This window comes from Pigmentiphaga sp. CHJ604, from assembly GCF_036972535.1.
GTDB lineage: Bacteria > Pseudomonadota > Gammaproteobacteria > Burkholderiales > Burkholderiaceae_B > Pigmentiphaga > Pigmentiphaga daeguensis.
Genome location: NZ_CP136998.1, coordinates 5773528 through 5797767 on the forward strand (window position 1 = coordinate 5773528; position 24240 = coordinate 5797767).

General features: G+C 65.5%; 22 protein-coding genes. 6 read left to right on the forward strand and 16 right to left on the reverse strand.

Features of this window, described 5'->3' with window-relative positions; all coding sequences use genetic code 11:
- Position 1: 1 nt before the first annotated feature.
- On the reverse strand, positions 2-646 hold the full coding sequence (locus tag R4823_RS27855; RefSeq protein WP_087840389.1) for an isochorismatase family cysteine hydrolase: 645 nt from the start codon (positions 644-646) through the stop codon (positions 2-4).
- Positions 647-745: 99 nt separating this feature from the next.
- Here R4823_RS27855 and R4823_RS27860 point away from each other — a divergent pair, with 99 nt between their 5' ends.
- Positions 746-1240 (forward strand): MarR family winged helix-turn-helix transcriptional regulator, encoded by a 495-nt coding sequence (locus R4823_RS27860; protein WP_087840391.1) that lies wholly within the window; start codon positions 746-748, stop codon positions 1238-1240.
- Between the two features lie 12 nt (positions 1241-1252).
- Here R4823_RS27860 and R4823_RS27865 read toward each other — a convergent pair whose 3' ends face one another.
- The 4 genes from R4823_RS27865 to R4823_RS27880 all read right to left on the reverse strand — a co-directional run bounded on the left by R4823_RS27865 (position 1253) and on the right by R4823_RS27880 (position 6179).
- Positions 1253-2230 carry a tripartite tricarboxylate transporter substrate binding protein gene (locus R4823_RS27865; protein WP_165963242.1) on the reverse strand — a complete coding sequence of 326 codons (978 nt, stop codon included), beginning with the start codon at positions 2228-2230 and terminating at the stop codon, positions 1253-1255.
- 20 nt (positions 2231-2250) lie between these two features.
- The gene (locus R4823_RS27870) at positions 2251-3597 is read right to left on the reverse strand and encodes a Rieske 2Fe-2S domain-containing protein (protein WP_132980146.1); all 1347 of its coding nucleotides are present in this window, start codon (positions 3595-3597) and stop codon (positions 2251-2253) included.
- A gap of 168 nt (positions 3598-3765) precedes the next feature.
- A complete protein-coding gene (locus R4823_RS27875) occupies positions 3766-4875 on the reverse strand; it encodes a zinc-binding dehydrogenase (RefSeq protein WP_132980147.1) in 1110 nt (369 codons plus the stop codon).
- A gap of 5 nt (positions 4876-4880) precedes the next feature.
- Entirely contained in the window at positions 4881-6179 is a 1299-nt protein-coding gene (locus tag R4823_RS27880; protein WP_087840399.1) for a Rieske 2Fe-2S domain-containing protein, read from the reverse strand.
- 143 nt (positions 6180-6322) lie between these two features.
- Between R4823_RS27880 and R4823_RS27885 the strand changes: the two genes are divergently transcribed.
- The 3 genes from R4823_RS27885 to R4823_RS27895 all read left to right on the forward strand — a co-directional run bounded on the left by R4823_RS27885 (position 6323) and on the right by R4823_RS27895 (position 9317).
- Positions 6323-7300, forward strand: coding sequence for a tripartite tricarboxylate transporter substrate binding protein (locus R4823_RS27885; protein ID WP_087840401.1), 978 nt, complete (start codon positions 6323-6325; stop codon positions 7298-7300).
- A gap of 189 nt (positions 7301-7489) precedes the next feature.
- The gene (locus tag R4823_RS27890) at positions 7490-8269 is read left to right on the forward strand and encodes an IclR family transcriptional regulator (protein ID WP_087840482.1); all 780 of its coding nucleotides are present in this window, start codon (positions 7490-7492) and stop codon (positions 8267-8269) included.
- A gap of 13 nt (positions 8270-8282) precedes the next feature.
- The gene (locus R4823_RS27895; protein WP_132980148.1) at positions 8283-9317 is read left to right on the forward strand and encodes a GTP-binding protein; all 1035 of its coding nucleotides are present in this window, start codon (positions 8283-8285) and stop codon (positions 9315-9317) included.
- A gap of 20 nt (positions 9318-9337) precedes the next feature.
- Here R4823_RS27895 and R4823_RS27900 read toward each other — a convergent pair whose 3' ends face one another.
- The 7 genes from R4823_RS27900 to R4823_RS27930 all read right to left on the reverse strand — a co-directional run bounded on the left by R4823_RS27900 (position 9338) and on the right by R4823_RS27930 (position 17963).
- A complete protein-coding gene (locus tag R4823_RS27900; RefSeq protein ID WP_254914648.1) occupies positions 9338-10198 on the reverse strand; it encodes a ParB/RepB/Spo0J family partition protein in 861 nt (286 codons plus the stop codon).
- A 98-nt stretch (positions 10199-10296) separates the two neighbouring features.
- Complete coding sequence (locus R4823_RS27905; RefSeq protein WP_279816985.1) at positions 10297-11166, reverse strand: AAA family ATPase; 870 nt, start codon at positions 11164-11166, stop codon at positions 10297-10299.
- 57 nt (positions 11167-11223) lie between these two features.
- Positions 11224-11910: a 16S rRNA (guanine(527)-N(7))-methyltransferase RsmG gene (gene rsmG, locus R4823_RS27910; RefSeq protein ID WP_087840407.1), complete on the reverse strand. Its 687-nt coding sequence runs from the start codon at positions 11908-11910 to the stop codon at positions 11224-11226.
- A gap of 184 nt (positions 11911-12094) precedes the next feature.
- Complete coding sequence (gene mnmG, locus R4823_RS27915) at positions 12095-14035, reverse strand: tRNA uridine-5-carboxymethylaminomethyl(34) synthesis enzyme MnmG (protein WP_338616922.1); 1941 nt, start codon at positions 14033-14035, stop codon at positions 12095-12097.
- Positions 14036-14690: 655 nt separating this feature from the next.
- Entirely contained in the window at positions 14691-15224 is a 534-nt protein-coding gene (locus tag R4823_RS27920) for a hypothetical protein (RefSeq protein ID WP_338616923.1), read from the reverse strand.
- A gap of 177 nt (positions 15225-15401) precedes the next feature.
- Positions 15402-15872 (reverse strand): fasciclin domain-containing protein, encoded by a 471-nt coding sequence (locus R4823_RS27925; RefSeq protein WP_087840412.1) that lies wholly within the window; start codon positions 15870-15872, stop codon positions 15402-15404.
- 225 nt (positions 15873-16097) lie between these two features.
- Entirely contained in the window at positions 16098-17963 is a 1866-nt protein-coding gene (locus R4823_RS27930) for a phosphoenolpyruvate carboxykinase (GTP) (protein ID WP_087840414.1), read from the reverse strand.
- A gap of 202 nt (positions 17964-18165) precedes the next feature.
- On the opposite strand from R4823_RS27930, the gene R4823_RS27935 reads away from it, so the two are divergent.
- Positions 18166-19152, forward strand: coding sequence for a D-2-hydroxyacid dehydrogenase family protein (locus R4823_RS27935; protein WP_087840416.1), 987 nt, complete (start codon positions 18166-18168; stop codon positions 19150-19152).
- A gap of 331 nt (positions 19153-19483) precedes the next feature.
- Here R4823_RS27935 and R4823_RS27940 read toward each other — a convergent pair whose 3' ends face one another.
- Positions 19484-19690 (reverse strand): cold-shock protein, encoded by a 207-nt coding sequence (locus R4823_RS27940; RefSeq protein WP_087840420.1) that lies wholly within the window; start codon positions 19688-19690, stop codon positions 19484-19486.
- A 240-nt stretch (positions 19691-19930) separates the two neighbouring features.
- Entirely contained in the window at positions 19931-20968 is a 1038-nt protein-coding gene (locus R4823_RS27945; RefSeq protein WP_087840421.1) for an AbrB family transcriptional regulator, read from the reverse strand.
- Positions 20969-21064: 96 nt separating this feature from the next.
- Here R4823_RS27945 and R4823_RS27950 point away from each other — a divergent pair, with 96 nt between their 5' ends.
- Positions 21065-22231, forward strand: a complete 1167-nt coding sequence (locus R4823_RS27950) for a methionine aminotransferase (RefSeq protein WP_132980152.1) — start codon at positions 21065-21067, stop codon at positions 22229-22231.
- 38 nt (positions 22232-22269) lie between these two features.
- Here R4823_RS27950 and R4823_RS27955 read toward each other — a convergent pair whose 3' ends face one another.
- A complete protein-coding gene (locus R4823_RS27955; RefSeq protein WP_087840423.1) occupies positions 22270-23805 on the reverse strand; it encodes a tripartite tricarboxylate transporter permease in 1536 nt (511 codons plus the stop codon).
- Entirely contained in the window at positions 23802-24239 is a 438-nt protein-coding gene (locus tag R4823_RS27960; RefSeq protein ID WP_087840488.1) for a tripartite tricarboxylate transporter TctB family protein, read from the reverse strand. The genes R4823_RS27955 and R4823_RS27960 overlap by 4 nt, the downstream gene beginning before the upstream one ends.
- Position 24240 lies beyond the last annotated feature (1 nt).

Below are 24240 nucleotides of genomic sequence, written 5' to 3' on the forward strand. Positions count from 1 at the left end.
TTCAGCCCCTGCCCTTGGCCACCAGCGACCTGAACTCGTCCACGTTCATCACGTGCGCGGTCGAGAACGCGAGGATGGTCAGCGTCGCCTTGTGCACCTCGGCCGCGCTCATCGCGCCCCAGCCCACGTCGGGATAGTCGAAGGTGCCGGTGGCATCGGCCAGGAACGCCACCTTGTAGTTGTGGAACATCGCGTCGCGCGCCGTGGCGTGGCAGCAGTTCTCGGTGGTGGTGCCCGAGATCACGACGTTCCGTATACCCCATTCGCGCAGGATGATGTCCAGGTCGGTGCCGTAGAAACCGCTGTAGCGGTGCTTTTTGATGACATGCTCGCCCGGGGCCGGAGCGAGTTCGGGATAGATGTCGGCGCCCTTGGTGCCGTCCACCAGGGACGAGTGGTCGGCGATGGGCCCGTACAGGTCGCGAAACAGCCCCATGTCGCAGCCGTCGTCACGATGCACGTGCGCGGTATAGAGCACCCGTATCCCCTGCTCGCGGCAAAAGCGCAGGGTCTCGGCCAGCTTGCCGACCATGTCCCTGGCCTGCCGGGACTGGAGCTTGGCGCCGTCGGCGACGAAGTCGTTCTGCATGTCCACCACGACCATGGCGGTCTGGCGGGGATCGATGCGGTCGAAGCGGTAGGGCATGGCTGTCTCCTTTGATCATCGACGAGCGGTGACACACTGCATAATATATCCACCTCCGCCGTGCGCCCGGCTACCATCGCCGCAGCGCCTCAATCGACCATGCCGAAGAAGACTCCGCCCGACCCGACCGTCCCGCTCGAGCACCGCATCGCCTATCAGGCGCTGATGATCGCGACACGCATCTCGCAGTTCCTGGCCCCCATGTGGGAAGAAAAGTACGGCCTGACGACCATCACGTGGCGCGTAATGGCAGTGGTCGGACGCTTCGGCCCACTGTCGGCCAAGGAAGTAGCTGAACATACGAGCACGGACGCTTTCTTCGTCTCGCGCGCCATCGTGCAGCTGACCAGGCAGGGCTATATGACCAAGGGCGTCGATCCGCGCGATCGCCGGCGTTCCGTGCTGCAGTTGACCGAGGCAGGCGAGCGGGCGCGCATGGACGTGGAGCGCGTGATGAGCGCACTGGAACATGACGTGCTGGGTGCGATGGGCCAGGGAGAAGAGCGCCACATCCGGGAGACGCTGAGCAAGCTGGCGGCCACGGCTTCGGATCGGCTGAAGTCTCCCCGGACCTGGAAAGACTTCGCCGATTGACCTTACCGCAGGTCAGGAAGCCGACTGTATGCCGGCCTTACGGATGATCGTGCCCCAGCGCGCATATTCCTTGTCCATGTAGCTTTGCAGATCGTCCGGCGTCGAGCCTACGATGTCCAGGCCCATGTCGTGGAAGCGCGTGGCGATGTCGGGCTTGGCCAGGATCTCCTTGACCGTGGCCGAGAGCTTGTCTCGCACCGACTTGGACGTGCCCGCTGGGGCCAGCAAGGCGAACCACGGACCCGCCACGATCTCGGGATAGCCTTTTTCCGCGAAGGTCGGAACCTCGGGCAGCACCGAACTGCGTCGAGGCGAGGCCACTGCAACGGCAGCCAACTGGCCCGTCCGGACTCGCTCACCCACATTCACGGTGTCCGCGATCATCAGATCGACGCGGCCCTGCATGACATCGGTCAATATGGGAGGAAAACCGTTGTAGGGCACATGCGTTAGCGAAATGCCCAGCGCCTGGTCCAGCAGCGCGCCGGTGACGTGGCCCGTGGTGCCCACGCCCTGGGTGGCGTAAGTCAGCGGCGCGCCGCCCGACCGAGCCCGCTGCAGGAAAGCCTCGAACGTCGGCAGTCCTGCCTTGGGCGAGGCCACCAGCACGTTGGGCGCATCGACAACCCGCGACACCGGAGCAAACGCATGCTGCGCATCGTAGGGCAGCTTGGACATGATGAACGGGTTGATCACCAGCGGTCCCTGGGCCGTAAGCAGCAGCGTGTAGCCATCCGCCGCGCTCTTGGCCACGAGATCCGTGCCGATGGTGCCACCGGCGCCTGCCTTGTTTTCCACCACGAACTGTTGGTGATAGCGGGCCGAAAGCTCGGCCGCCAGCGTGCGGGCGACGACGTCGATCGATCCTCCAGCCAGGAAAGGCACAATCACCCGGACGGAACGAGTGGGCCAGGAAGCTCCCTGCGCGAAAACCCCATGCGGGAACAGGCTGGTGGCGCCGAGGGCGGCTGCCAGGGCGAGATGTCTCATGATATTTGTCATCGTAAGCCTCATTTCATCTTCTCCCGGGTCCCCTGGACTGGCGGCAACTGCGCCAGCGCCGCTGCTTCGTCGAAAGTTCGGGTTCGGTTCAGCGTGATGGCGATGGCACGGATGCGGTATTGCGAGGCAGCGAGCGCTTCCGGTGGCATCCGCCCTTCCTCGAGTGCCTGGGCGGCATTGATCAGCCTGCGCCGGGTCTGGGCGATGGCGGTATCGGACGTCCCGAGGTGCTCGATGCTGCGGTCCGCGATTTCGCCCTGGCTTTCCTGCACGGCGATGTCCTGCAATTGGGCGCTGGGGATGCCGGTAAAGGATTCGGCGCGCTGCTTGCCGCGATCGATCAGATAGTCGTTCTCCTTGTTGCCTATCGATTCATAGGTGCCCGGCACGCGGCGCGAATAATCCAGATCGCCGGTGTCGTACTCCTCGATTTCCTCCTGTTCCAGCGGCCGCTCCGGCTGGTAGCGGATCCTGTACCACCAGCAGTTCCGGTCGTCGATCGGGACGAAGAAATTGGCCCGGCACACGCTTCCCGGCGCGGTCGGGACCAGCACGCCGACCGGCATCAGCCACTGCGTGACGCGCCAGTAGTAGGTATCGTCGTCGCCGTCTCGGCGCGCGGAAATGGACATGCCGTAAGGGGTATCCGCACAGAAGAACCGCGGAGCGCCATCGGCGTCGGAGAAGCGCTGAAAGTCCCCCACGCCGAACACGTCCTTGGACATGAGGTTCATCTGGTGCAGAAAGGTCAGATGAGACGTATCCAGGCTGCCTTCCAGCGCCTGCATGAAGTTGCAACGCATCAGCCGCTTCGACGCGTAAACGTGGCTTTTCGGCAGCGACATGAATTCGATGTCGGGCGCGGCGGGGGCCTGGCCAGGGCCCAGATAGGCCCAGACGATGCCACCGGATTCATGCACGGGGTATGCCCGCGCGCGCACCTTGGCCTTCATCGGGCTGGTCGAAGGTTCGCTGGGCATGTCGACGCAGGCGCCGTCCACGCCAAACTTCCAACCGTGGTAGACGCAGCGTAATCCACCCTGTTCATTGCGGCCGAAGAACAGGTCGACCGAGCGATGCGGGCAGCGCGCGTCCAGCAGTCCGACCCTGCCCTCCGAGTCGCGAAACGCCACCAGGCGGTGGCCGAGCAGGCCGACACGCACTGGCGGGCAGTCCGGCTCGGCGATTTCTTCCGACAACAATGCCGGTATCCAGAATCGACCAATGAGATTTCCCATGGGCGCGCCGTTCTCCACCCGGGTAAGCATGCGATTCATTTCGGGGCTGAGCATCGATCCTCCTGTCTCCTGTTCCATGACTGCGCTCCGCCCTCGCGGATGGTCGCGGCCCTGCACTGATCAAATACTAGCGAATCGCTAGCATTTGATCAGTATAGGATTCGCATGGCCGGGTGTCAAGAAGGAGAAAACGGCAACAGCCATGGCCCTCTGGCGCGGCGCGACCGCGTCAAAGGGCCATGGCTGCCCGATAAGAAAGGACCGGAAACGACCGGCCGGGTAGGTTCAGCTCCAGGGATCGATGGTCATGTGGATGGCCCCCTGCACGCCCTGGCCCGCCAGGCTGCGCAGCGCGAGGTCGGTATCCTCGAGCCCGAAGGCATGCGTGCTCATCTTCTTCACCCCATGGCGATCGCCCGCGATCAGTTGCAGCGCCAGCTCGACCGATTCGTAGCTGTGGCCGCGCATGCCCTTGACGGTCAGGAAGCGCGCGATGATGCGATCGCTGTCGAATTCGGGAATGCGGCGGCGCTTCTGCCCGCCCAGGATGACCCGTCCGCGCTTGCGCGCAAGCTGGACCGCGGTGACGACCGAATCGGTGCCGCCCGCGGCGCAGTCGATGACCAGGTCCGCCATCAGGCCACCGGTCAGGTCGGCGACGGTCTCGAGCAGGTCCTGCGACTCGATGTCGATGGTGTGGTGCGCGCCCAGTTCGCGCGCCAGTGCCAGGCGGCGCGCATCCGTCTCGTTCGAGAGCCCGGTGATGATGATGCGTTCGGCCCCCGCTTCGCGCGCGGCCACGACGCATGCCAGGCCCTGTTGGCCGGGCCCTTGTATCACCACGGTCTGGCCCGGCCCCGCGCCGCCTTGCAGGTAGGTCCATTCGATGCCGTTGGCCAGGGGCAGCGCCAGCGCCGCATGGCGGGGCGAGACGCCGGCGGGCACGCGATGGAACACCGTGTTCAGGTGCAGGAACTGGTACTGGCTGAACCCGCCCCACAGCCCCGGTTCCACCGACAGCCCGGTGGCGCCGTAGCGCAGTCCGCCCAGGCGCCAGTCGGTGGCGTCGCACAGCCGGAATTCGCCGCTGCGGCAGAACTCGCAATGGCCGCAGGGCAGGTATTCCTCCAGCGCGACCAGGTCGCCTTCCTTCACTCCCCACTTGGCGCGCGCCACGTCGCCCAGTTCGGCCACGTGGCCCACGGTCTCGTGGCCGAGCACGAGCGGGCCGCGGCTGGCCGGCAGTTGCTGGTAGTAGGGCCAGTCGCTGCCGCACACGCCGGTGACGGCGACCTTGAGCAGGCCGCTGGTGGCGGAGGTGGCCGGCGCGGCCAGTTCGCGCAGTTCGGTCCTGCCGGCCTCGACGGCGACCGCGGCTCGTACGTTAAGCGCCATGGCCGCTACACCGACGCGTGCGGCCGGCCGGGCTGCGCCGTGAGCGCCTCGGCGGCGGCATCCTTGAAGTGCTGGTCGCGCGGCAGGATCACCGCGGCCGAGCGGACGTGGTGCGCCGACGGATGCGTCCCCGGAGGCGCCGCGCCTTCCTCGGCCAGCGCCTTCACGGCCTTCATCAACGCGCGGCGCATCTTGACGATGCCGTTGTCGGTGGACGTCAGGTGCTCCTTGGTACGGTCCTGGATCGGGCCCATGCTTTCCTGCAGCGACGCATCCTGCATGCCGATGCCTTCGATGCCGCTGAACGTTCTGCCCGCCTTCTGGGCCTCGCGGTCCATCAGGTAGTCGTTGTCCTTGTTCTGCAGCGGGCGGAACGTGCCCGGCACGTAGCGCACGTGGATGCCCTTGCCGTCTTCCATCGCCTGCACCTCGGCCTCGGTCAGCGCGCGGCCGGCATGGTAGTCGAAGCTCCACGCCCAGCAATTCTCGTCGTCGATCGGAACCCAGAAGTGCCCGTGCACGGGATGATCGCCGCGCGGAGGAACCATGGTGAAGCAGGGCATCAGCCACGGGGTGATGCGCCAGTAGTACGAATCGTCGTCGGCGTTGCGGCGCACGCCCACCAGCAGGCCGGTATCGGTGTCGACCACTTCGAACACCGGGCGCAGGTCCTTGAGGTTGTACTGGTTGCCCGCCGCGCCCTTGAACAGCGGATCGGACTTGAGGCTGTCGCGATGCAGCCACGAGACGTGGCTGGAATCGATGCCGCCCTCCAGCGCCTGCAGCCAGTTGTTTTCCTGGATGCGCTTGGACACGAAGCGCTGCTCGGCGGGCACCATCGCGAACTCGTACTCGGGCAGCGGTGGCTGGTGCTCGGGCGGGCCCATGTAGGTCCACAGGATGCCGCCGCGCTCGACCAGCGGATACGAGGTGAGCTTGATACGGCTGCGAAAACCGCTGTCTTCCGCTTCGGACGGCACGTCCAGGCATTGGCCGTCGGCGGCGTATTTCCAGCCATGGTACGGACAGCGGATGCCGCCGCCCTGGCCCTTCTCGTCGTAGCGGCCGAACCAAAGCGACACGCCGCGATGCGCACAGAACTCGTCGATGAGGCCGATGTTGTCTTCCTCGTCGCGTATGGCCAGCAGCCGCTCGGACAGCAGCTTGACGCGCACCGGCTCGCAGCCGGGCCCGGGCAGCTCGCGGCTCAGCATCACCGGCAGCCAGTAGCGGCGGAACAGCTCGCCCAGGGGCGTTCCCGGCCCCGTCTGGGTAAGCAGGTCGTTCTGTTCCTTCTTCAACATCTTGAGTCCCCTCGCTTGATATACGTTCCGTATAAAGGAACACTGTTCCTTGATAGGAAACAAAGTTATCATTCGCTCGATCCCGATGTCAATGCGGCCCGTGCCGCGGCGACCATCGGAACTTCAAGAAAGGAGACACGCCGATGACGATTCATCGCCATTTCCTCGCGCGCCTTCTGTGCGCGAGCCTTGCAGCCGGCGCCCTTGCGGCGCCTGCCTGTGCGCAGGATCCGTGGCCCAACCGGCCGGTCAAGATCGTGGTGCCCTACGCGCCCGGCGGCAGCGCCGACACGCTGGGCCGGCTGATCGCGCGCCATCTTGCCGAGACGTTCAAGCAGAGCTTCGTGGTGGACAACCGCGGCGGCGCGGGCGGCGTCATCGGTTCGCAAATGGTCGCGCGCGCCGAGCCCGACGGCTACACGCTGGTGGTGTCGGGCATCGGCTCGCACGTCGTCGCCCCGTTGACCAACGCGACCAGCTTCGACCCGATCAAGGACTTCACACACATCGCGCTGCTGGGCGGACCGCCCACCGTGCTGGCGGTCAACGTGGCGCAGCCCATCAAGGACGTGCCCGGCTTCATCAAACAGGTCAAGTCCATGCCCCAGGGCCTGAGCTGGGCCTCGCCCGGGCAGGGCACGCATGGCGCCCTGATCGGCGAAGCCTTCCGCCAGATCACCAAGCTGAACCTGGTGCACATCAGCTACAAGGGCGCGGGTCCGGCCGTGGCCGACGTCGCGGCCAACCAGGTACCGGCCGCCTTCATCACGCTCAGCACCGCCGCCGGCAACATCAAGGCCGGCAAGCTGCGCCCGCTGGCCGTGACCTCGGCGCAGCGCGTGGCCGACTTCCCCGATATCCCGACCTTCAAGGAACTGGGCTATCCGCAGCTGACCGGCACCACCTGGTTCTCGCTGTCGGGCCCCGCCGGCATGGCGCCCGAGCTGGTCACCAAGCTCAACCTCGCGGTGCGCAAGGCCCTGCAATCGTCGGAAGGGCAGGCCGAACTGCGGGCCCAGAACATGGAAACCTTCGACTGGGATGCGCCCACGTTCAACGATTTCGTGAAGAAGGAAATCGTGCACTGGAAACAATATATAGAGCCCCCCCCTACGCGCTGACGCGCGCAAGGAAAGCCCACCCCCTACGCCCTTCGGGCGCCCCCTCAAGGGGGCGAAACCGGCGGACTGGCAAAGCCAGATCCGCGGTTTCCTGGGACCGGTGGGACTTTCCTGGTTTGTCGCTTCCGTGCTTTGCTGGCTGCCAGCACTTGTTATAAAGGTGGGTTGACACAAACATTGTCCATCATCATGCAAGACACTCAGGACGGAGGCGAAGGGCGGCTGTCCTCGGTCGCTTCGGCCATTCGTGTGCTCAAGGCGTTTTCCGAGACGGAAGTCGAGATCGGGATCAGCACGCTTGCCAAGCGGCTGGGGCTGGCCAAGAGCACGGTGCACCGGCTGGCCAGCACGCTGACGGCCGAGGGGCTGTTGGAGCAGAATCCGGAGAACGGCCGGTATCGGCTGGGGCTGGGGCTGTTCGCGCTGGGCGCGCTGGTGCGGCGACGCATGGATATTTCGACGCAGGCCCTGCCCTACCTGCACGAGTTGCGCGAGATCACCGGCGAGACCGTGCATCTGGCCACGCTCGAGCAGAGCAACATCATCTATCTCTTCAACCTCGAAAGCCATCAGGCGATCCGCATGCGTTCGTACGTGGGCGCGCGCAAGCCCGCCTTTTGCACCAGCGAGGGCCGTGCCCTGCTGGCCTTCCAGAGCGCCGAGGTACTGGCGCGCGTGGTCAAGGACGGCCTGGCGCCGCGCACGCCGAACACACAGACCGATCCTGCCCTGTTGCGCGGCACGCTGGAACAGGTGCGCCGCGACGGCTATGCGCAGGACGACGAGGAAAGCGAGGTCGGCATGCGGGGCCTTGCGGCGCCGGTGCGCGACCACACCGGGCAGGTCATCGCCGCGATCGGCATCGCCGGTCCCACCCAGCGACTGACCAAGAAAGCGATGCGCGGGTTCGTCGCGCCCGTGCTCCAGGCCGCCGACGGCGTGTCGGCGCGGCTGGGCTACCAATCATGAGCTGAGTTCGTCCATGGCTGCCTCGTCCCCCATCCCCGTCTATCTGCTGACTGGCTTCCTGGGCAGCGGCAAGACGACGCTGCTTTCGGCCTGGCTGGAACAACCGGGCCTGCAAGGCGCGGCGGTGATCGTCAACGAGCTGGGCGAGGTCGGGCTCGACGGCGCCTTGCTGGGTGTGACCGAACAGGCCTCGCTGGTATCGGGTTCGTGCGTGTGCTGCACGGGCCTGCCGGGCCTGGAACAGGCGCTGGAGGACTTGTTCTGGGCACGGCTGCAACGCCGCATGCCGGCGTTTCCCGCCGTGGCGATCGAGACCACGGGCATGGCCGATCCCGCGCCCATTCTCCAGGCCTTGCACGATCACCCGCTGCTGCGCGAACGCTATCGCCTGCGGGCCGTCGTGACGGTAGCGGGCGCGCCGGCCGGCGCGGCATTGCTCGATCGCCATCCGGAAGCGCGGGCGCAGGTACGCGCGGCGCAGGCGCTGATCATGACCAAGACATCGGATGCGCCGGAGGAATCGACGCAAGCGCTGGCCGGTCGCCTGGCGGCCTTGAATCCCGCGGCGCCCGTGCTGGTCTCCAACCAGGCCGACCTGTCATGGGAGCACGTATGTCAGGCCGTCGCGCCCCGGGCCGCGCAGGCAGGCGATGACGCGGATCGACAGTCGGCGACCGGCGTGGCGCACGACCCTCATGATCCCGCGCATGCCCACGAACACGATGATGAACACGCTCATCATCATCATGACGCGCAGGCGTATTTTCTTCCGTTGCCCGAGGCCATCGCGCGCGATGCGCTGCTGGTCCGTCTGCACGCGCTGGCCGATGCGCTGGGTGACGACCTGCTGCGCCTCAAGGGCATCGTGATGCTGGCCGACGGCCAGCGGCGAGTGGTGCAGTTCGCGCCCGACGACAGGCGCTTCGACGTGCGCCCCCTGCCCGTGGCGGCCGATGCCGCCACGCCCACGGCCGGCTTGACCGTCATCGCCGCGCATGCGAGTGTCGCGCGCATCGCGGCAGCCTTCTTCGGAGGCGCGTCGGCATAGCGGACGCGCGCCGCCGCCGTTCAGCTGTTTTCCAGCACGTCCGCCAGGCCCTGCTTTTCCAGCAGCGACGACAGGTGTTCCCAGCCGTGGAAATCGATGATGATCTGGCCGCGTTCCTTCGCGCCGATCTTGAACGCCACCTGCGTGCCCAGGCGATCGGACAGCGCTTCTTCCAGGCGCAGCACGTCGCGTGACTTGGCCGCGGGCTTGCGGCTGGACTTCTGCGCGGCTTCCTGCAGTGTCTGAGCGACGAGCTTTTCGGCCTCGCGCACCGACAGCCGCTTGGCCACGATCTGCGTGGCGAGCTGGATCTGCGTGGCGGCATCCACCGCCAGCAGCGCGCGCGCATGGCCCATGTCGAGGTCGCCGGCCAACAGCATGGTCTGCACCGGAGCGGCCAGGTTCAACAGGCGCAGCAGGTTGCTCGTGGCCGAACGCGAGCGGCCAATGGCCTGGGCCGCCTGCTCGTGCGTCATGCCGAATTCGCCGATCAATCGCTGCACGCCCTGCGCTTCTTCCAGCGGGTTCAGGTCTTCGCGCTGGATGTTCTCGATCAGCGCCATGACCGCGGCGTTCTCGTCGCTGACCTCGCGCACCAGCACCGGTACCTCGGTCAGGCCGGCCAGTTGTGCGGCACGGAAGCGGCGTTCGCCGGCGATGATCTCGTAGCGGCCGCCTTCGATCGCGCGGACCAGGATGGGCTGCATCACCCCCTGGGTGCGTATCGATTCGGCCAGTTCGCCCAGCGCGCCTTCATCCATGCGCGAGCGCGGCTGGTAGCGGCCGGCCTGCATGCTGGACACCGGCAGCGTATTGGGCGGGCCTTCCTTCTGTTCCGGCTGGGCCGTGGACTTGGTGCCCAACGTGCTGACCGCCGGCATGTCGGCGCCCAGCAGCGCGTCCAGTCCGCGTCCGAGTCCTTTGGGTTTCTTCACACCCTTAGATCCTGCTTTCATTTCCATGATGTGCTTCCCCAAAGCTATAGCGTCTTCATACGCTCTATCATTTCCGCCCCGAAGGCCACGTAGGCCTGCGCCCCCTTGGACGCGGGGTCGAAAACCACGCCCGGCAGGCCATAGCTGGGCGCCTCGGCCAGCCTGACGTTGCGCGGGATGATGCTCTTGAATACCTTGTCGCCGAAGTGGCTCTCGAGCTGCGCCGACACCTGCTGCTGCAAGGTCACGCGCGGATCGAACATCACGCGCAGGAGGCCGATCACGCGCAGGTCGGGATTCAGGTTGGCGTGGACCCGTTTGATGGTGTTGACGAGATCCGACAGCCCTTCCAGCGCGAAGTACTCGCACTGCATGGGAATGATCACGCCATGCGCGGCGGCCAGGCCGTTGAGCGTCAGCAGCGACAAGGTGGGCGGGCAGTCGATCAGCACGAAGTCATAGCGGTCGGCCACGGCGGCGATGGCATGCTTGAGCTGCCGCTCGCGCTCTTCGAGCTCCACCAGGTCGATCTCGGCGCCCGCCAGTTCGCGGTTGGAGGGCAGGACGTCATAGCCGCTCTCGGATGCCTTCGCGGCCTCGGCGATGCTGGCTTCGCCGATCAGGACCTCGTAGAGCGTGGCCTGCAGCTCGCGCTTGTCGATGCCGCTGCCCATGGTGGCGTTGCCCTGCGGATCGAGATCGACCAGCAGCACGCGCTGCTCCTGGGCCACCAGGGCCGCCGCCAGATTGACCGCGGTGGTGGTCTTGCCGACCCCGCCCTTCTGGTTCGCGATGCAGAAGATGCGGGCGGTGCGCTTGGCGGCCAGCGGCTCGGCGCCGCTGATCGCCTCCAGCTCGCCGGCTTCTTCTCCGGACGGTGCCGCCTCGTTGACCATGCTGGAATTGGAAGACATCGAATACAACCTGATTATGGGTGAATCTGACGCGCCGGTGGCCGGCGCCGCGTTCTGCTAACCCTCGTTTGCCCCGCCCTCGACGCGGTCCATCCAGACCAGGCAGCGGCGGGCGGACAATCTTGGCACATAAAGCGTCGTGACGCCTTCCACCTGCCATGCTCCCTGGTCCTTCAGCGCCTGCATCTCGTCTTCGGGCGGATGGCCCTTCATGGCGGCCAACCGTCCCCCAGGCTTGACGTGGCGCCCGGCCAGCGCGGCGAAATCGTGCAGCGACGCGAACGCACGCGAGACGACGATGTCGCACTCGGCGGGTTCCAGCTCCTCGACCCGGGCGTGCGTCGCCTCCAGGTTGGACAGCCGCAGCACCCCGGCCACGTGCTTGATGAACGCGGTCTTCTTTTCCACCGCGTCCACGCAGCGCACCTGCCACTCCGGACGGCAGATGGCCAGGACCACGCCGGGCAATCCTCCGCCCGAGCCCACATCCAGGATGCTGGCCGGCTGGCCCGCAAGCCGCTGGGCCAGCTCCGGCACCACCGCCAGGCTGTCCGTTATGTGATGCAAAAGCATCTGCTCCGGCTCTCGTATGGCCGTGAGGTTGTAGGTGCGATTCCAGCGCAGCATCTGCGCCAGGTAGTTCAGCAGCAGGTCGATGCGCGCGTGATCGAGCGGCAGGCGCAACGCCGCGCAGTCCGACTCGAGCTGGGCGGCGAATACCGCGCCATTGAAAGGTTCCTGCATCGGGATCGGTTTCCGGGACATGTTCATGGGACGACCCTCCGGCGGCCGGGAGCTCCCCTTGCCGGGGAAGCGGACGCGCTTCCCCGCAAGCCGCGCATCGATGCCGACGAGCCTCCCGTCTCGTCGTGGCGCGGCTTTTCTCCCAGGAGAAGGCGTATGGTTGTCGAATGGCCGTGGGACACGCTCATGCCGCCCGGTTGGCGTCGGCGGCGGAATCGGCATCCAGCCGTCCGTATTGCCGGCGCTTCAGGTGTATCAGCAGGAGCGAGATGGCGGCAGGCGTAATGCCCGAGATACGGGCAGCCTGGCCGATGGTTTGCGGCCGATGAGTCTTGAGCTTCTGGCGGACTTCGAAGGACAGGCTGCGTACCGAGTCGTAGTCGATGTCGTCGGGTATACGCTGGTTCTCGTGCCCGGCCTGCTTGTCGATCTCGTTCTGCTGGCGCGCGATGTAGCCCGCGTATTTGACCTGGATCTCGACCTGTTCGGCAACGATCTGGTCGGTTACGCCCGGACCCGCCAGCAATTCCTCGTCCGCGTTCTTCGCTTGCATAAGCGCATCATAGGAAACGTTGGGGCGCTTGAGCAAGTCGAATAGTGTGTACTCACGCTCGATCGCCTTGCCCAATAGCGGCTCGGCCGCGTGGGCCGGGAAAATCCGGGGATTGATCCACGTGGAACGCAGGCGCTCGACCTCGCTCGCCACCGCGTCCCGCTTGCGGTTGAAAGCATCCCACCGCACATCGTCCACCAGTCCGAGCCGGCGGCCGGTTTCCGTCAGGCGCCAATCGGCGTTGTCCTCGCGCAGGCTCAGGCGATATTCGGCTCGCGACGTAAACATGCGATAGGGCTCGGTCACCCCGCGCGTCACCAGGTCGTCGGCCAGCACGCCCAAGTAGGCCTGGTCGCGGCGCGGCACCCAGGCTTCCTCGCCCTTCACCTTCAGGGCGGCATTGATGCCCGCCAGCAGTCCTTGCGCGGCTGCTTCCTCGTAGCCTGTCGTGCCGTTGATCTGTCCGGCGAAGAACAGCCCCGATATGGCGCGGGTCTCCAGCGACGTTTTCAGTCCACGTGGATCGAAATAGTCATACTCGATGGCGTAGCCGGGCCGCAGGATATGGGCATTTTCCAGCCCGGGCAGCGAATGGATCAGGTCCAGCTGCACATCGAAAGGCAGGCTGGTCGACACCCCGTTCGGGTAGAACTCGTGGGTCGTCAGCCCTTCCGGTTCCAGGAAAACCTGGTGCGAGGCCTTGTCGGCGAAGCGGTGGATCTTGTCTTCGATCGACGGGCAATAGCGCGGCCCCACCCCTTCGATAACGCCTGTGTACATGGGCGAACGGTCCAGGCCGCCGCGAATGATCTCGTGCGTGCGCGCATTCGTGTGCGTGATCCAGCACGGCAGTTGGCGCGGATGCATGGAGGCATCGCCCAGATAGGAGAACACCGGTACCGGATCCAGGTCGCCGGGCTGCTCCTCCAGCACGCTGAAGTCGATGGAACGGCCGTCGATACGGGGCGGCGTACCGGTCTTCAGGCGGCCTTGTCCCAGCTTGAGTTCCTGCAGGCGTTTGCCCAGCGAAATGGCGGGCGGATCACCCGCCCGGCCTGCCGAGTAGTTTTGCAGTCCCACGTGAACCAACCCATTCAGGAAGGTGCCAGCGGTCAACACCACCGCCCGCGCACGGAAGCGCAGGCCGATCTGGGTGACCGCGCCAACTACCTTATCCCCTTCCAGCATCAAGTCATCGACTGCCTGCTGAAACAGCCAGAGATTGGGCTGATTTTCCAGGCGATGGCGGATGGCTTTACGGTAGAGCACACGGTCCGCCTGGGCCCGCGTGGCCCGCACCGCAGGCCCTTTGGACGCATTCAGGATGCGGAATTGGATCCCTGCTTCGTCGGTAGCCAGGGCCATGGCCCCGCCCAGCGCATCGACTTCCTTTACCAGATGGCCCTTGCCTATCCCGCCTATGGAGGGGTTGCAGGACATCTGCCCCAGGGTCTCGATGTTATGCGTGAGCAGCAGCGTCTTGCAGCCAGCGCGTGCGGCCGCCAAGGCGGCCTCCGTACCGGCATGGCCGCCGCCTACAACAATTACATCAAATTCGGTTGGATACAGCATGGTGGGATCCGCAAAAAGCCAAGCTTGGCCTGGCGACCTGGCAGCCTTCGTGGCCAGGGAGATGTCCGGGTCTGGAGAGAAAACGCCACGGTAACTTGGGATTATAGGATTCCCGCCCTGCCAACGCGAGCATTACCCTGGACAAGCCGCTCCATAGTGTTTCACGTGAAACACTGGCTACGAGGCAAGCCGTTCATGACGTACATTGTGGCAGCGCGGCGTGGCAACTGATGTGAAGTTATGGCGAGCGGGATGCTCGCGATGAACAGCTCGACGGATTGGGTGTGAACCCACCCGAGCAGCGTGCCGATGTTCCACGTGAAACATTGCAGCGGTTGCTTGTGCATTCTTTGGCTCGGGGGAATACGGCGCCGGCGGAAAACAGCAGTGGTACGGGTAGGTCGTTGCCTGCGACCGCGCCGATATTGCAGGCTGCCCGGCTGTCGATGTTTCTCCAATCCCAGGCCGATACCGATGTATCTCCCTACCCTCCTCGGGAAAAGTCCTATGCGGATCTAGCCACGCGTGCTGTCATGGCTACAAGGAGGCAATACGTGACAGGGCAAAACTGAGGGAATCGCAGCGATGCTGACCCAATGCCGCTAGCGATTGGGACTTCTTTTCCGGCGGCAGTACACCACGTGAATCCTTCCTCTCATTCTTCCCTGCCGGTGCCGGTGCCGTCGCCGCTGTCCGTCTCTTCACGCATGGCCCGAGCGATCAACACATCCAGCATCTCGAACAAACCCGCTATCCGCTCGGGCGAGTACCCACTCAAGAGCCGATCATTGCGCTGGCGAGCCAGGCGCCGCAAGGTCACGGCCACCTCCATTCCCCGCGGGCTCAGCCTCAGTTCGGCCTGCCGGCTATCCCGTTCAGAGACTCCCCTTTCAATCTGCCCCTGACGGGTCAGGACCCCGATGGCCCGGCTGATCTGTGCCGCATCGACCATGGCGATGTAGGCCAGCTTGCGTATCGAGGCAGGCTGGGTCGTGGCAAGCAGCGTGACCACCTGCCACTCCACCTGAGAAAACCCGAACTGCATGCGAGCCTGCAGCTGGGAGGCGCGCGAAAGCGACTTGCTGAGCGCAGCGACCTTGGGCGCGAGCAGGCCGTCCTGCCGGTGAATTTCCATGTCGTCGACGGACGCGGCGGCTTCTTCTTCCTCGGGCGAGGGCTGGATAGTCATGGGTGGCAGCCTGCGGCAAGGCGCTTGTTATGGAAGAGGCGCCATTATCCTCGCAAGGACTATCCATGCACAAATACAAGACAAGTCATGCTATTTGCCACGATATGCAATCATTTACAAGATTCAATCATGTATCTTAATAGCACGACGAATCCGGCCAACGGCCACTACACGGAATCAGGGAAGCAAGACGGCATCCAGCACATTGATATAGCCGTTGTCGACCTCGACGTCCGGCTCCAGCACCTCCGCGTCCGACAACAGCAGGCGGCGATCCTTGCGATGGACCGTCAAGGTCTTGCCGCCTTCGGTCTTGATCTGCGTGCCTTCCTTGGCATCCTTCAGGCGGACCTTGCCGGCCACCATGTGCAGCTTGACCATTTGCACCAGCGTATCCTTGTTCCGCAACGCCTCGCGCTGCGCGGAGGGCAGCTTGGCAAAGGCTTCGTCGGACGGCGCGAACACGGTATAGGGCTGCCCTTTCAAGGTCTGCTCCAATCCCGCCTCGCGTACCGCGTTGATCCACGAACTGAACATCCCGGCCGTCTGGGCCGTATCGATGATGTTGCGCGCCAAGGCACCCGCCGGGCTCATCAAGCCCAGGGCCAAGGCCATGGCGATCAATCTAAGGGTGTACCTGATAGGCATGCGCTTCTCCCGAGCGACGAGTTTCTCCTTGGGACATGGCCGGTCTACGAGCCGTTTTCGATGATCCCCCGCCGCGCTGTAACCAGGGCCGTCGCTTCGCAAGGGACCGCAACAGGAAGCGGAAAGATCATGAAAAATGGCCCCCACGCTTCCGCGTAGCGGCAAGCGTGGGGGCCATTTTCATCGCCGGCCGGGGCGCTCGCGCGCCACGCGGCAAGCGCCGGATCAGCCTTGCAGGCGCTTGCTCAGGCGCTCCTTGACTTCCACCAGTTCGTTCGGCAGCCCATGCTTGAGCAGTTCGAACAATTCATCATGCAGGCGCAATTCCTCCTTCCACGCTTGCGTGTCGATGGCGGTGATGCGATCGAACTGTTCGCGGGTGAAGTTCAGGCCGTCCCAGGTCAGATCGCCGTAGGAAGGCGTCACGCCGAACACGTGGTCCACGCCCTGTGCCTTGCCATCGATGCGCTCGAGCATCCACTTCAGCACGCGCATGTTCTCGCCGAAGCCGGGCCAGACGAATTTGCCGTTCTCGTCCGTACGGAACCAGTTGACGCAGAAGATGGCAGGCAGGCGTACGCCGGCCGATTCGAGCTTGGCACCCAGCTGCAGCCAGTGGCTGAAGTAATCGCTCATGTTGTAGCCGCAGAACGGCAGCATGGCGAAGGGGTCGCGGCGCACCACGCCCTGCTTGCCGGTGGCGGCGGCGGTGGTTTCCGAACCCATGGTGGCGGCCATGTACACGCCTTCGACCCAGTTGCGGGCCTCGGTCACCAGCGGCACCGTGGTGGAGCGGCGGCCGCCGAACACGAAGGCGTCGATGGTCACGCCTGCGGGGTTGTCCCACTCGGAGTCGATGGCCGGGTTCTGGTCGGCGGCGACGGTGAAGCGGGCATTCGGATGCGCCGCCTTGCGGCCCGTGGTCTTGCCGATCTCCGGGGTCCAGTCCTGGCCCTGCCAGTCGATGCAGTGGGCAGGCGGCTCGCTCATGCCTTCCCACCAGATGTCGCCGTCGTCGGTCAGCGCGACATTGGTGAAGATGACGTTCTCGCGCAGCGTCGCCATGCAGTTGAAGTTGGTCTTCTCGTTCGTGCCCGGCGCGACGCCGAAGTAGCCGGCTTCGGGGTTGATGGCGCGCAGCTTGCCATCGGGACCGGGCTTGATCCAGGCGATGTCGTCGCCGATGGTGGTGACCTTCCAGCCCGGCAGCGACGCCGGGGGGATCAGCATCGCGAAGTTGGTCTTGCCGCAGGCCGAGGGGAAGGCCGCGCCGACGTGCATCTTCTTGCCCTCGGGCGAGGTGACGCCCAGGATGAGCATGTGCTCGGCCAGCCAGCCCTGGTCGCGCCCCATCTTGGAGGCGATGCGCAGTGCCAGGCACTTCTTGCCCAGCAGCGCGTTGCCGCCGTAGCCCGAACCGAAGGACCAGATCTCGCGGGTCTCGGGATAGTGCACGATGTACTTGGTTTCGTTGCAGGGCCAGGCCACGTCGGCCTCGCCCTGGGCAAGCGGCTTGCCCACGGTATGGACGCAGGGCACGAACACGCCGTCGGTGCCCAGCACGTCATAGACCTTGCGGCCCATGCGGGTCATGATGCGCATGTTGGCCACGACGTAGGGCGAGTCGGACAGTTCGACGCCGATCTGCGCGATGGGCGAGCCCAGCGGCCCCATCGAGAACGGAATGACGTACATGGTGCGGCCGCGCATGGAGCCGGCGAACAGCCCGTCCAGCGTGGCGCGCATTTCCGCCGGATCCACCCAGTTGTTGGTGGGACCGGCATCTTCCTTGCGCTCGGAACAGATGAAGGTGCGGTCTTCGACACGGGCGACGTCGGACGGATCGGACCAGGCCAGATAGGAATTGGGACGCTTGGCGGGGTTCAAGCGGCGCAGCGTGCCGGCCTGGACCATCTGTTCGCACAGGCGGTCGTATTCTTCCTGCGAACCGTCGCACCATTCGATGCGATCGGGCTGCGCCAGCGCCGCGACTTCGGCCACCCAGGCCTTCAATCGTTCGTGACGTACCCAGTCAGGAGCATCCACCGCCGAAAGTTGTTTGGGAACCGATGTTTTGGGCACGGCGTTCATTGGTGACATTCTCCTCGACGCTGGGGCGCCTGATCATGATGTAAATAATGAGCCGGGCATCGATTGGCCCGGCTGGACTTTAACTTAATATACCCCACCCCTTTCCACCAAAAGTTTCCAGGAAGAAAGGGTCCGTTACCGTTGGCAGCTATCGCTCACAAGACCAATTGGACTACCATCGCGACTGATCGAAGGAAAGCCCATGCGCATAACGATTCTGGACGACTATCAAGACGCGGTACGCAAGCTGGACTGCTTCAGTCTGCTCGATGGCCACGAAGTCAAGGTCTACAACAACACGGTCAAGGGGCTGGGCCAATTGGCCGTCCGGCTGCGCGACACGGAAACACTGGTATTGATCCGTGAACGTACGCCCATCACCCGTGCCCTGCTGGACAAACTGCCTCAGTTGAAGCTGATTTCCCAGACGGGGCGCGTCGGGTCGCACATCGACGTGGAAGCCTGCGCCGAGCGCGGGATCGCCGTCGCCCAGGGAATCGGCTCGCCTGTCGCACCGGCAGAACTGACGTGGGCGCTCATTATGAGCGCGATGAGGCGAATTCCTCAATATGCGGCAAACCTCAAGCATGGGGCTTGGCAGCAATCCGGCATGAAAGCGTCGTCGATGCCGGCCAATTTCGGCCTGGGCCGGACCTTGCACGGAGGCCGATTGGGCCTGTTCGGCTACGGCAAGATCGGCAAGATCGTCGCCGGCTACGGCAAGGCCTTCGGCATGAAGGTCACGGTATGGGGCCGGGAATCGACCCTGGAGCGGGCGCGGGCCGATGGCCTGGAAACGGCGGACAGCAAGGAAGCGCTGTTCGAAGGCAGCGACGTGCTGTGCATGCTGCTGAAACTGAGCGAGGAAACCCGCGGCATCGTCACGCTGGCCGACCTGCAGCGCATGGGGCCCGAGGCGCTGTTCGTGAACACCTCGCGGGCGGAGCTGGTGGAACCCGACGCGCTGGTCCTGGCCCTGAACCGGGGCCGGCCGGGGCTGGCAGCCATCGACGTCTTCGAAAGCGAACCCATCCTGCAGGGACATCCGCTGCTACGGATGGAGAACGTCATCTGCACGCCGCATATCGGTTTCGTGGAGATCAACAGCTACAACCTGTATTTCAAGGTTGCGTTCGAGAACATATTGGCTTGGGCGGCGGGGAAACCCGCTAATCTGGTCACCCCGTAGGAAAGCCCACCCCTGCCCGCTTGCGCGGGCCAGGAAAGCCCACCCCCTACCCGCTTGCGCGGGCCCCCTCAAGGGGGCGGCGCTGGCGGACCGGCAAAGCCGGATCCGCGGCGCCCTGGATCAAAGCAAGCATGCGGTGCTCCGCACCGAGACAACCCGACCAGACCCAGGATGCGGTGGATCCGGCTCCGCCGGTCCACCCGCATCGCCCCCTGGGGGGCGCCCGAAGGGCGTAGGGGGGATCAAATACTTTAGAAAAAATAAGCCCACCCCGCTGGGGAGCGGGATGGGTAAGCGGGGCGGCGCGGCCGCCCCGCGCATGAGCGGCTGATTACAGCGGCTTGATGTCGGAAGCCTGGGGACCCTTGGGGCCGTCCTTGACTTCGTACTCGACTTCCTGCCCTTCGGCCAGGCTGCGGTAGCCGCGGCCGACGATGGCGGAAAAGTGAGCGAACACATCGGGACCACCGGCATCCGGCGTGATGAAGCCGAAACCCTTGTCCGCGTTAAACCATTTGACCTTGCCCTTCTGTGCCATGTTCGGCGTCCTCTAATCAATAAACAATGCAATGGAACCAAGAACGCCGACACGAACTGATATGCGGTAATGGCGGACATCCGCAAATGGCAGACGGGACTTGCGTGCTGCTTGAATTCAACTGCGAATGGCAGCATACCCGCGTGTACTTTGCGAATCAATAACATTTAGCAGGCATATCGCAAATGCGATGTACACGCCACGCAACAGGCTCGAACGGCCCGGGAACGGACGCCGAAATCAGTCGCGCAACGCCGGAAAACGCATGAGCAAACCACGGTAGAGCGGCGGCGTGATCAGCAGCACGAAGGCCAGCCGGAACACCTGGAATGCCGTCACCAGCGGCACCCCCAATTGCAGCACCTTGGCGGTGATGCACATCTCGGCGATGCCGCCGGGCGCCAGCCCGAGAATCAGGGTGGGCAGCGCGATGCCGCTGGGTGGGGCCAGGAGCAGGCTCAGGCCTACCGAAAGCACGATCACGACCAGGGTATAGGCCAGGATCAATCCCATGAAGCGCGGGGCGGTACGGAAGAAATCGGGGGTATAGCGGTCGCCCAGCGACCACCCTATGAGCAGTTGCGCGGCGTTCAGCATGAACGTGGGCATTGCCGACAGGGCCATGTCGTTGGCCGTCAGCAGGATGGTGACCGCCATGGGTCCCAGCACCCAGGCATTGGGTACGTGAAGCCGCTGGGCCAGCAGCGCACCGCCGGCGCCCAGCGCGAACATCGCCGCCAGTCCGGCGGGATCCACCGCGGTCATGGCGGGCGCGAACAGACCGCTGCCGGTCACGCCCGACATGCGGAAAGCCAGCGGCACCAGGACGACGACCAGCAGGATGCGCAGGCTGTGCGCCGACGCGACCAGCGCCACCTTGCCGCCGTAGCGGTCGGACAGGTTGGCCATTTCCGCCGCGCCGCCTATGGTGGAAGAAAAATAGGCCGTGCTGAATTCCACGCCGCCGGCACGCTGCAGGAACCATGCGCCGGCCAACCCCGCGGCGACCGAGAATACGGCTCCCAGCAGCAGCGGCAGCAGATTGCTCGCGATCTCGTCGACCACCATGGGCGTGAAATACAGGCCCAGGCCCACGCCTATCACCCATTGTCCGGCGTAGCGCAGCTCGGTGCGGCTCCGGGACCGCACTCCGGCGATCTTGGTCGCCGCCGTGGCGATCAGCGCGCCCAGCATCCAGGGCAGCGGAGTGTGAAGCGCGACCGCTATCAGCGAGCCGCAAAGCGCGATGGCGAAACCTAGCAGTAGACGGGCAGGCATGGGGAAGGAAGCAAGGCGGGCGTGGCCGCCGATGGACGCGTGGAGGTAGACTGCTTCGATGAAGACGAATGGTACATCCAAGGCCCAAGCAAGCTGATGATTAATTCCAAACTGCCGGACGTCGGCGTCACCATCTTTACGGTCATGAGCCGGCTGGCAACGGAAACCCGCGCCATCAACCTGGGCCAGGGCTTTCCCGATTTCGATCCCGACGCGGGCCTGCTGGCGCAGGTCGACGCCGCCATGGCCGCGGGCCACAACCAGTACGCCCCCATGCCGGGAATCCCGGCGCTGCGCGCCGCCATCGCCGCCAAGACGCGGGCGCTGTACGGCGCGGCCTACGATCCCGAAACGGAAATCACCGTCACCAGCGGTGCCACCCAGGCCCTGATGACCGCCATCCTGGCGGTGGCCGGCGCGGGCGACGAGGTCATCGTGCTGGAGCCCAACTACGACTCCTACGTGCCGGCCATACGCCTGGCGGGGGCCGTACCGGTGGCGGTGCAGTTGCTCGCGCCCACGCCCGAGGTCCCCGGCTACCGGCCTGACTGGGACGCGGTCCGGCGCGCCATCACGCCGCGCACCCGCGCCCTCGTGATCAATTTCCCGCACAACCCCACCGGCGCCGTGCTGGACGAGAGCGACCTGGACGAGCTGGAGCGCATCCTGGCCGACACGGGCGTCGTGCTGATCTCGGACGAGGTCTACGAGCACATCGTGTTCGACGGCCGCCGGCATGCGTCCATCGCGCGCCGGCCGGCGCTGGCGGCCCGCAGCTTCCTGGTCTCGTCGTTCGGCAAGACCTTCCACACCACCGGCTGGAAGATAGGCTATTGCTGCGCGCCCGCCGCCCTGTCCGCGGAATTCCGCAAGATCCACCAGTTCATGGTGTTCGCGGTCTCGACCCCCATGCAGTACGCGCTGTCCACGTTCCTGGAAGACCCCCGGCATTACCTCGAGCTGCCCGCCTTCTACCAGGCCAAGCGCGATCGCCTGGAAGCGGGCCTGAAGCAGACGCGCTTTCGCACCCTGCCCTGCCCGGGCACTTATTTCCTGCTGGCCGACTACAGCGCGATATCGGACGCGCCCGAAAGCGAATTCGCGCGCTGGCTGACCACCGAGCACGGCGTGGCGGTCATCCCCATCGCGGCCTTCCATGCCGATCCGGACGCGCCGGCCTCGAACCGGCAACTGGTGCGCTTCTGCTTCGCCAAGAAGGACAGCACGCTGGACGCGGCGCTGGAGCGCCTCAAGCGGGTCTGAAGCGGCATGCGGGCGCAAGGCCCGCATGCTCGGGCCGCCTAGGCCGACGCGGCGGGTTCGGTTGCGCCCGCGCGGCGCCGCGCCAGCATGCGCATGGTGACCGGCACGACCAGCACGGCCGCCGCGCACAGCCACAGGCCGATGCTGACGGGGCTTTCCCACAGGATGGCCGTGTCGCCGTTGGTGATGGAAAGCGCCCGGCGCAGGTTCTGCTCCATCATGTTGCCCAGCACCAGTCCCAGTATGAGCGGGGCCATCGGCACCGACATCTTGCGCAGCAGATAGCCCACCACGCCCAGCGCCACCATCATCACGAGGTCGAAGGTGGTCGCGTGCACCGAGTACACGCCGATCGCGCTCACGGTCACGATGAACGGCACCAGCGCCCAGGTCGGCACCGACAGCATGCGCGCGAACACGCCCACCATGGGGATGTTCATCGCCAACAGCATGACGTTGCCGATGAACAGCGACGCGATCAGGCCCCAGACGATCTCGGGACGCTGCTCGAACAGCGCGGGCCCGGGCGTGATGTTGTAGAGCGCCAGCACGCCCATCATCACCGCCGTGGTGCCCGATCCCGGCACGCCCAGCGTCAGCATGGGCACGAACGAACCCGTGGCCGACGCGTTGTTGGCCGCCTCGGGCGATGCCAGGCCGCGGATGTCGCCCTTGCCGAAATGCGCGCCTTCCGGATCGGACTGCTCGACCAGGCGCTTCTCGGTCGAGTAGGCCATGGCCGAGGCCACGGTGGCGCCCGCGCCCGGCAGCACGCCCACCACGAAGCCGATCAGCGAGCCGCGCACCGTGCCCCACCAGGTCATCGCCAGTTCCCGCATGTTGAACAGCGTGCGCCCGGTCGGCTTGACCGCGACGTTGCCCGTGACCGACTGTTCCAGCAGCAACAGCATCTCGCTGACGGAGAACAGGCCGATCACCACCACCACGAACTGGATGCCGTCGCTCAGGTGCAGCGAATCGAAGGTATAGCGATAGATGCCCGAGTTCTCGTCTATGCCCACCGTGGACAGGGCCAGGCCCACCGCTGCCGCCAGCAGCGCCTTGACGGGTTGCTCGCCCATCAGGCCGGCTAGGCAGCAGAAGGCGAACACCATCAGCGCGAAGTACTCCGCCGGCCCGAAGGCCAGCGCCCACCGGGCCAGCAGCGGAGCCGCAATGGCGATGCCGATGGTGGCCACGGCCGATCCGACGAAGGAGCTCCAGGCCGAGATCGACAGGGCCACGCCGGCCTTGCCCTGGCGGGCCATGGGGTAGCCGTCCAGCGCCGTCATGATGGCCGAGGCCTCGCCCGGCACGTTGATCAGGATGGAACTGATGCGCCCGCCGTATTCGCAGCCGATATAGACCGCAGCCAGCAGGATCAGCGAGCTTTCCGGCGGCAGTTGCATCGCGAAGGCCAGCGGCATCAGGATGGCCACGCCGTTGATGGGCCCCAGGCCGGGCAGCACGCCCACGATGGTGCCGATGAAGGAGCCGATGGCCGCGATGAGCAGGTTGAGCGGCGTCAGCGCGACCGAGAAACCGGTGGCCAGGTGGCCGAAGATATCGTTCACAGCAGGCCTCCCAGCAGGCCGGTGGGCAGCACCACGTCCAGCACCTTGTCGAACAGCAGGAACACGGCCACGCCCAGGGCCAGCCCGGTGATGCCCGTCTTGAGCCACGATCCGCCGAACGCGCGGCCCACCGGCAGGCTCATGAGGAAGGTGGCCAGGACGATGCCCAGCCACTGGAACAGGAAGGCGTAGGCGGCCAGCGCCACCGACACGGCGACGACGCGTCCCTTGACGCCGGCCGCCACCGGTTCGACCGGATTGCCACCCCGGGCGGCCAGCCACAGGCCGCACAGGCCGATGACCAGCGACAGCAGCATGGGAAAGGCGCGCGGACCCACCGGCTCGTAGGCGAAAGGCGCCTCGAGCCCGTAGCCCTGCCACACCATCACGGCGGCGAACACCAGCGCCGCCGTTCCCAGCAGCCGGTCGTTCAAC

Bases quoted from the DNA above. Each gene is read 5' to 3' on its own strand.
- R4823_RS27890 (WP_087840482.1), top strand. From the start codon at position 7,490: ATGCAAGACACTCAGGACGGAGGCGAAGGGCGGCTGTCCTCGGTCGCT.
- R4823_RS27950 (WP_132980152.1), top strand. From the start codon at position 21,065: ATGATTAATTCCAAACTGCCGGACGTCGGCGTCACCATCTTTACGGTC.
- R4823_RS27905 (WP_279816985.1), bottom strand. From the start codon at position 11,166: ATGTCTTCCAATTCCAGCATGGTCAACGAGGCGGCACCGTCCGGAGAA.
- R4823_RS27880 (WP_087840399.1), bottom strand. From the start codon at position 6,179: ATGTTGAAGAAGGAACAGAACGACCTGCTTACCCAGACGGGGCCGGGA.
- R4823_RS27900 (WP_254914648.1), bottom strand. From the start codon at position 10,198: ATGCCGGCGGTCAGCACGTTGGGCACCAAGTCCACGGCCCAGCCGGAA.
- R4823_RS27860 (WP_087840391.1), top strand. From the start codon at position 746: ATGCCGAAGAAGACTCCGCCCGACCCGACCGTCCCGCTCGAGCACCGC.
- rsmG (WP_087840407.1), bottom strand. From the start codon at position 11,910: ATGCAGGAACCTTTCAATGGCGCGGTATTCGCCGCCCAGCTCGAGTCG.
- R4823_RS27865 (WP_165963242.1), bottom strand. From the start codon at position 2,230: ATGAGACATCTCGCCCTGGCAGCCGCCCTCGGCGCCACCAGCCTGTTC.
- R4823_RS27930 (WP_087840414.1), bottom strand. From the start codon at position 17,963: ATGAACGCCGTGCCCAAAACATCGGTTCCCAAACAACTTTCGGCGGTG.
- R4823_RS27855 (WP_087840389.1), bottom strand. From the start codon at position 646: ATGCCCTACCGCTTCGACCGCATCGATCCCCGCCAGACCGCCATGGTC.
- R4823_RS27940 (WP_087840420.1), bottom strand. From the start codon at position 19,690: ATGGCACAGAAGGGCAAGGTCAAATGGTTTAACGCGGACAAGGGTTTC.
- mnmG (WP_338616922.1), bottom strand. From the start codon at position 14,035: ATGCTGTATCCAACCGAATTTGATGTAATTGTTGTAGGCGGCGGCCAT.
- R4823_RS27895 (WP_132980148.1), top strand. From the start codon at position 8,283: ATGGCTGCCTCGTCCCCCATCCCCGTCTATCTGCTGACTGGCTTCCTG.
- R4823_RS27935 (WP_087840416.1), top strand. From the start codon at position 18,166: ATGCGCATAACGATTCTGGACGACTATCAAGACGCGGTACGCAAGCTG.
- R4823_RS27875 (WP_132980147.1), bottom strand. From the start codon at position 4,875: ATGGCGCTTAACGTACGAGCCGCGGTCGCCGTCGAGGCCGGCAGGACC.
- R4823_RS27925 (WP_087840412.1), bottom strand. From the start codon at position 15,872: ATGCCTATCAGGTACACCCTTAGATTGATCGCCATGGCCTTGGCCCTG.
- R4823_RS27885 (WP_087840401.1), top strand. From the start codon at position 6,323: ATGACGATTCATCGCCATTTCCTCGCGCGCCTTCTGTGCGCGAGCCTT.
- R4823_RS27920 (WP_338616923.1), bottom strand. From the start codon at position 15,224: ATGACTATCCAGCCCTCGCCCGAGGAAGAAGAAGCCGCCGCGTCCGTC.
- R4823_RS27945 (WP_087840421.1), bottom strand. From the start codon at position 20,968: ATGCCTGCCCGTCTACTGCTAGGTTTCGCCATCGCGCTTTGCGGCTCG.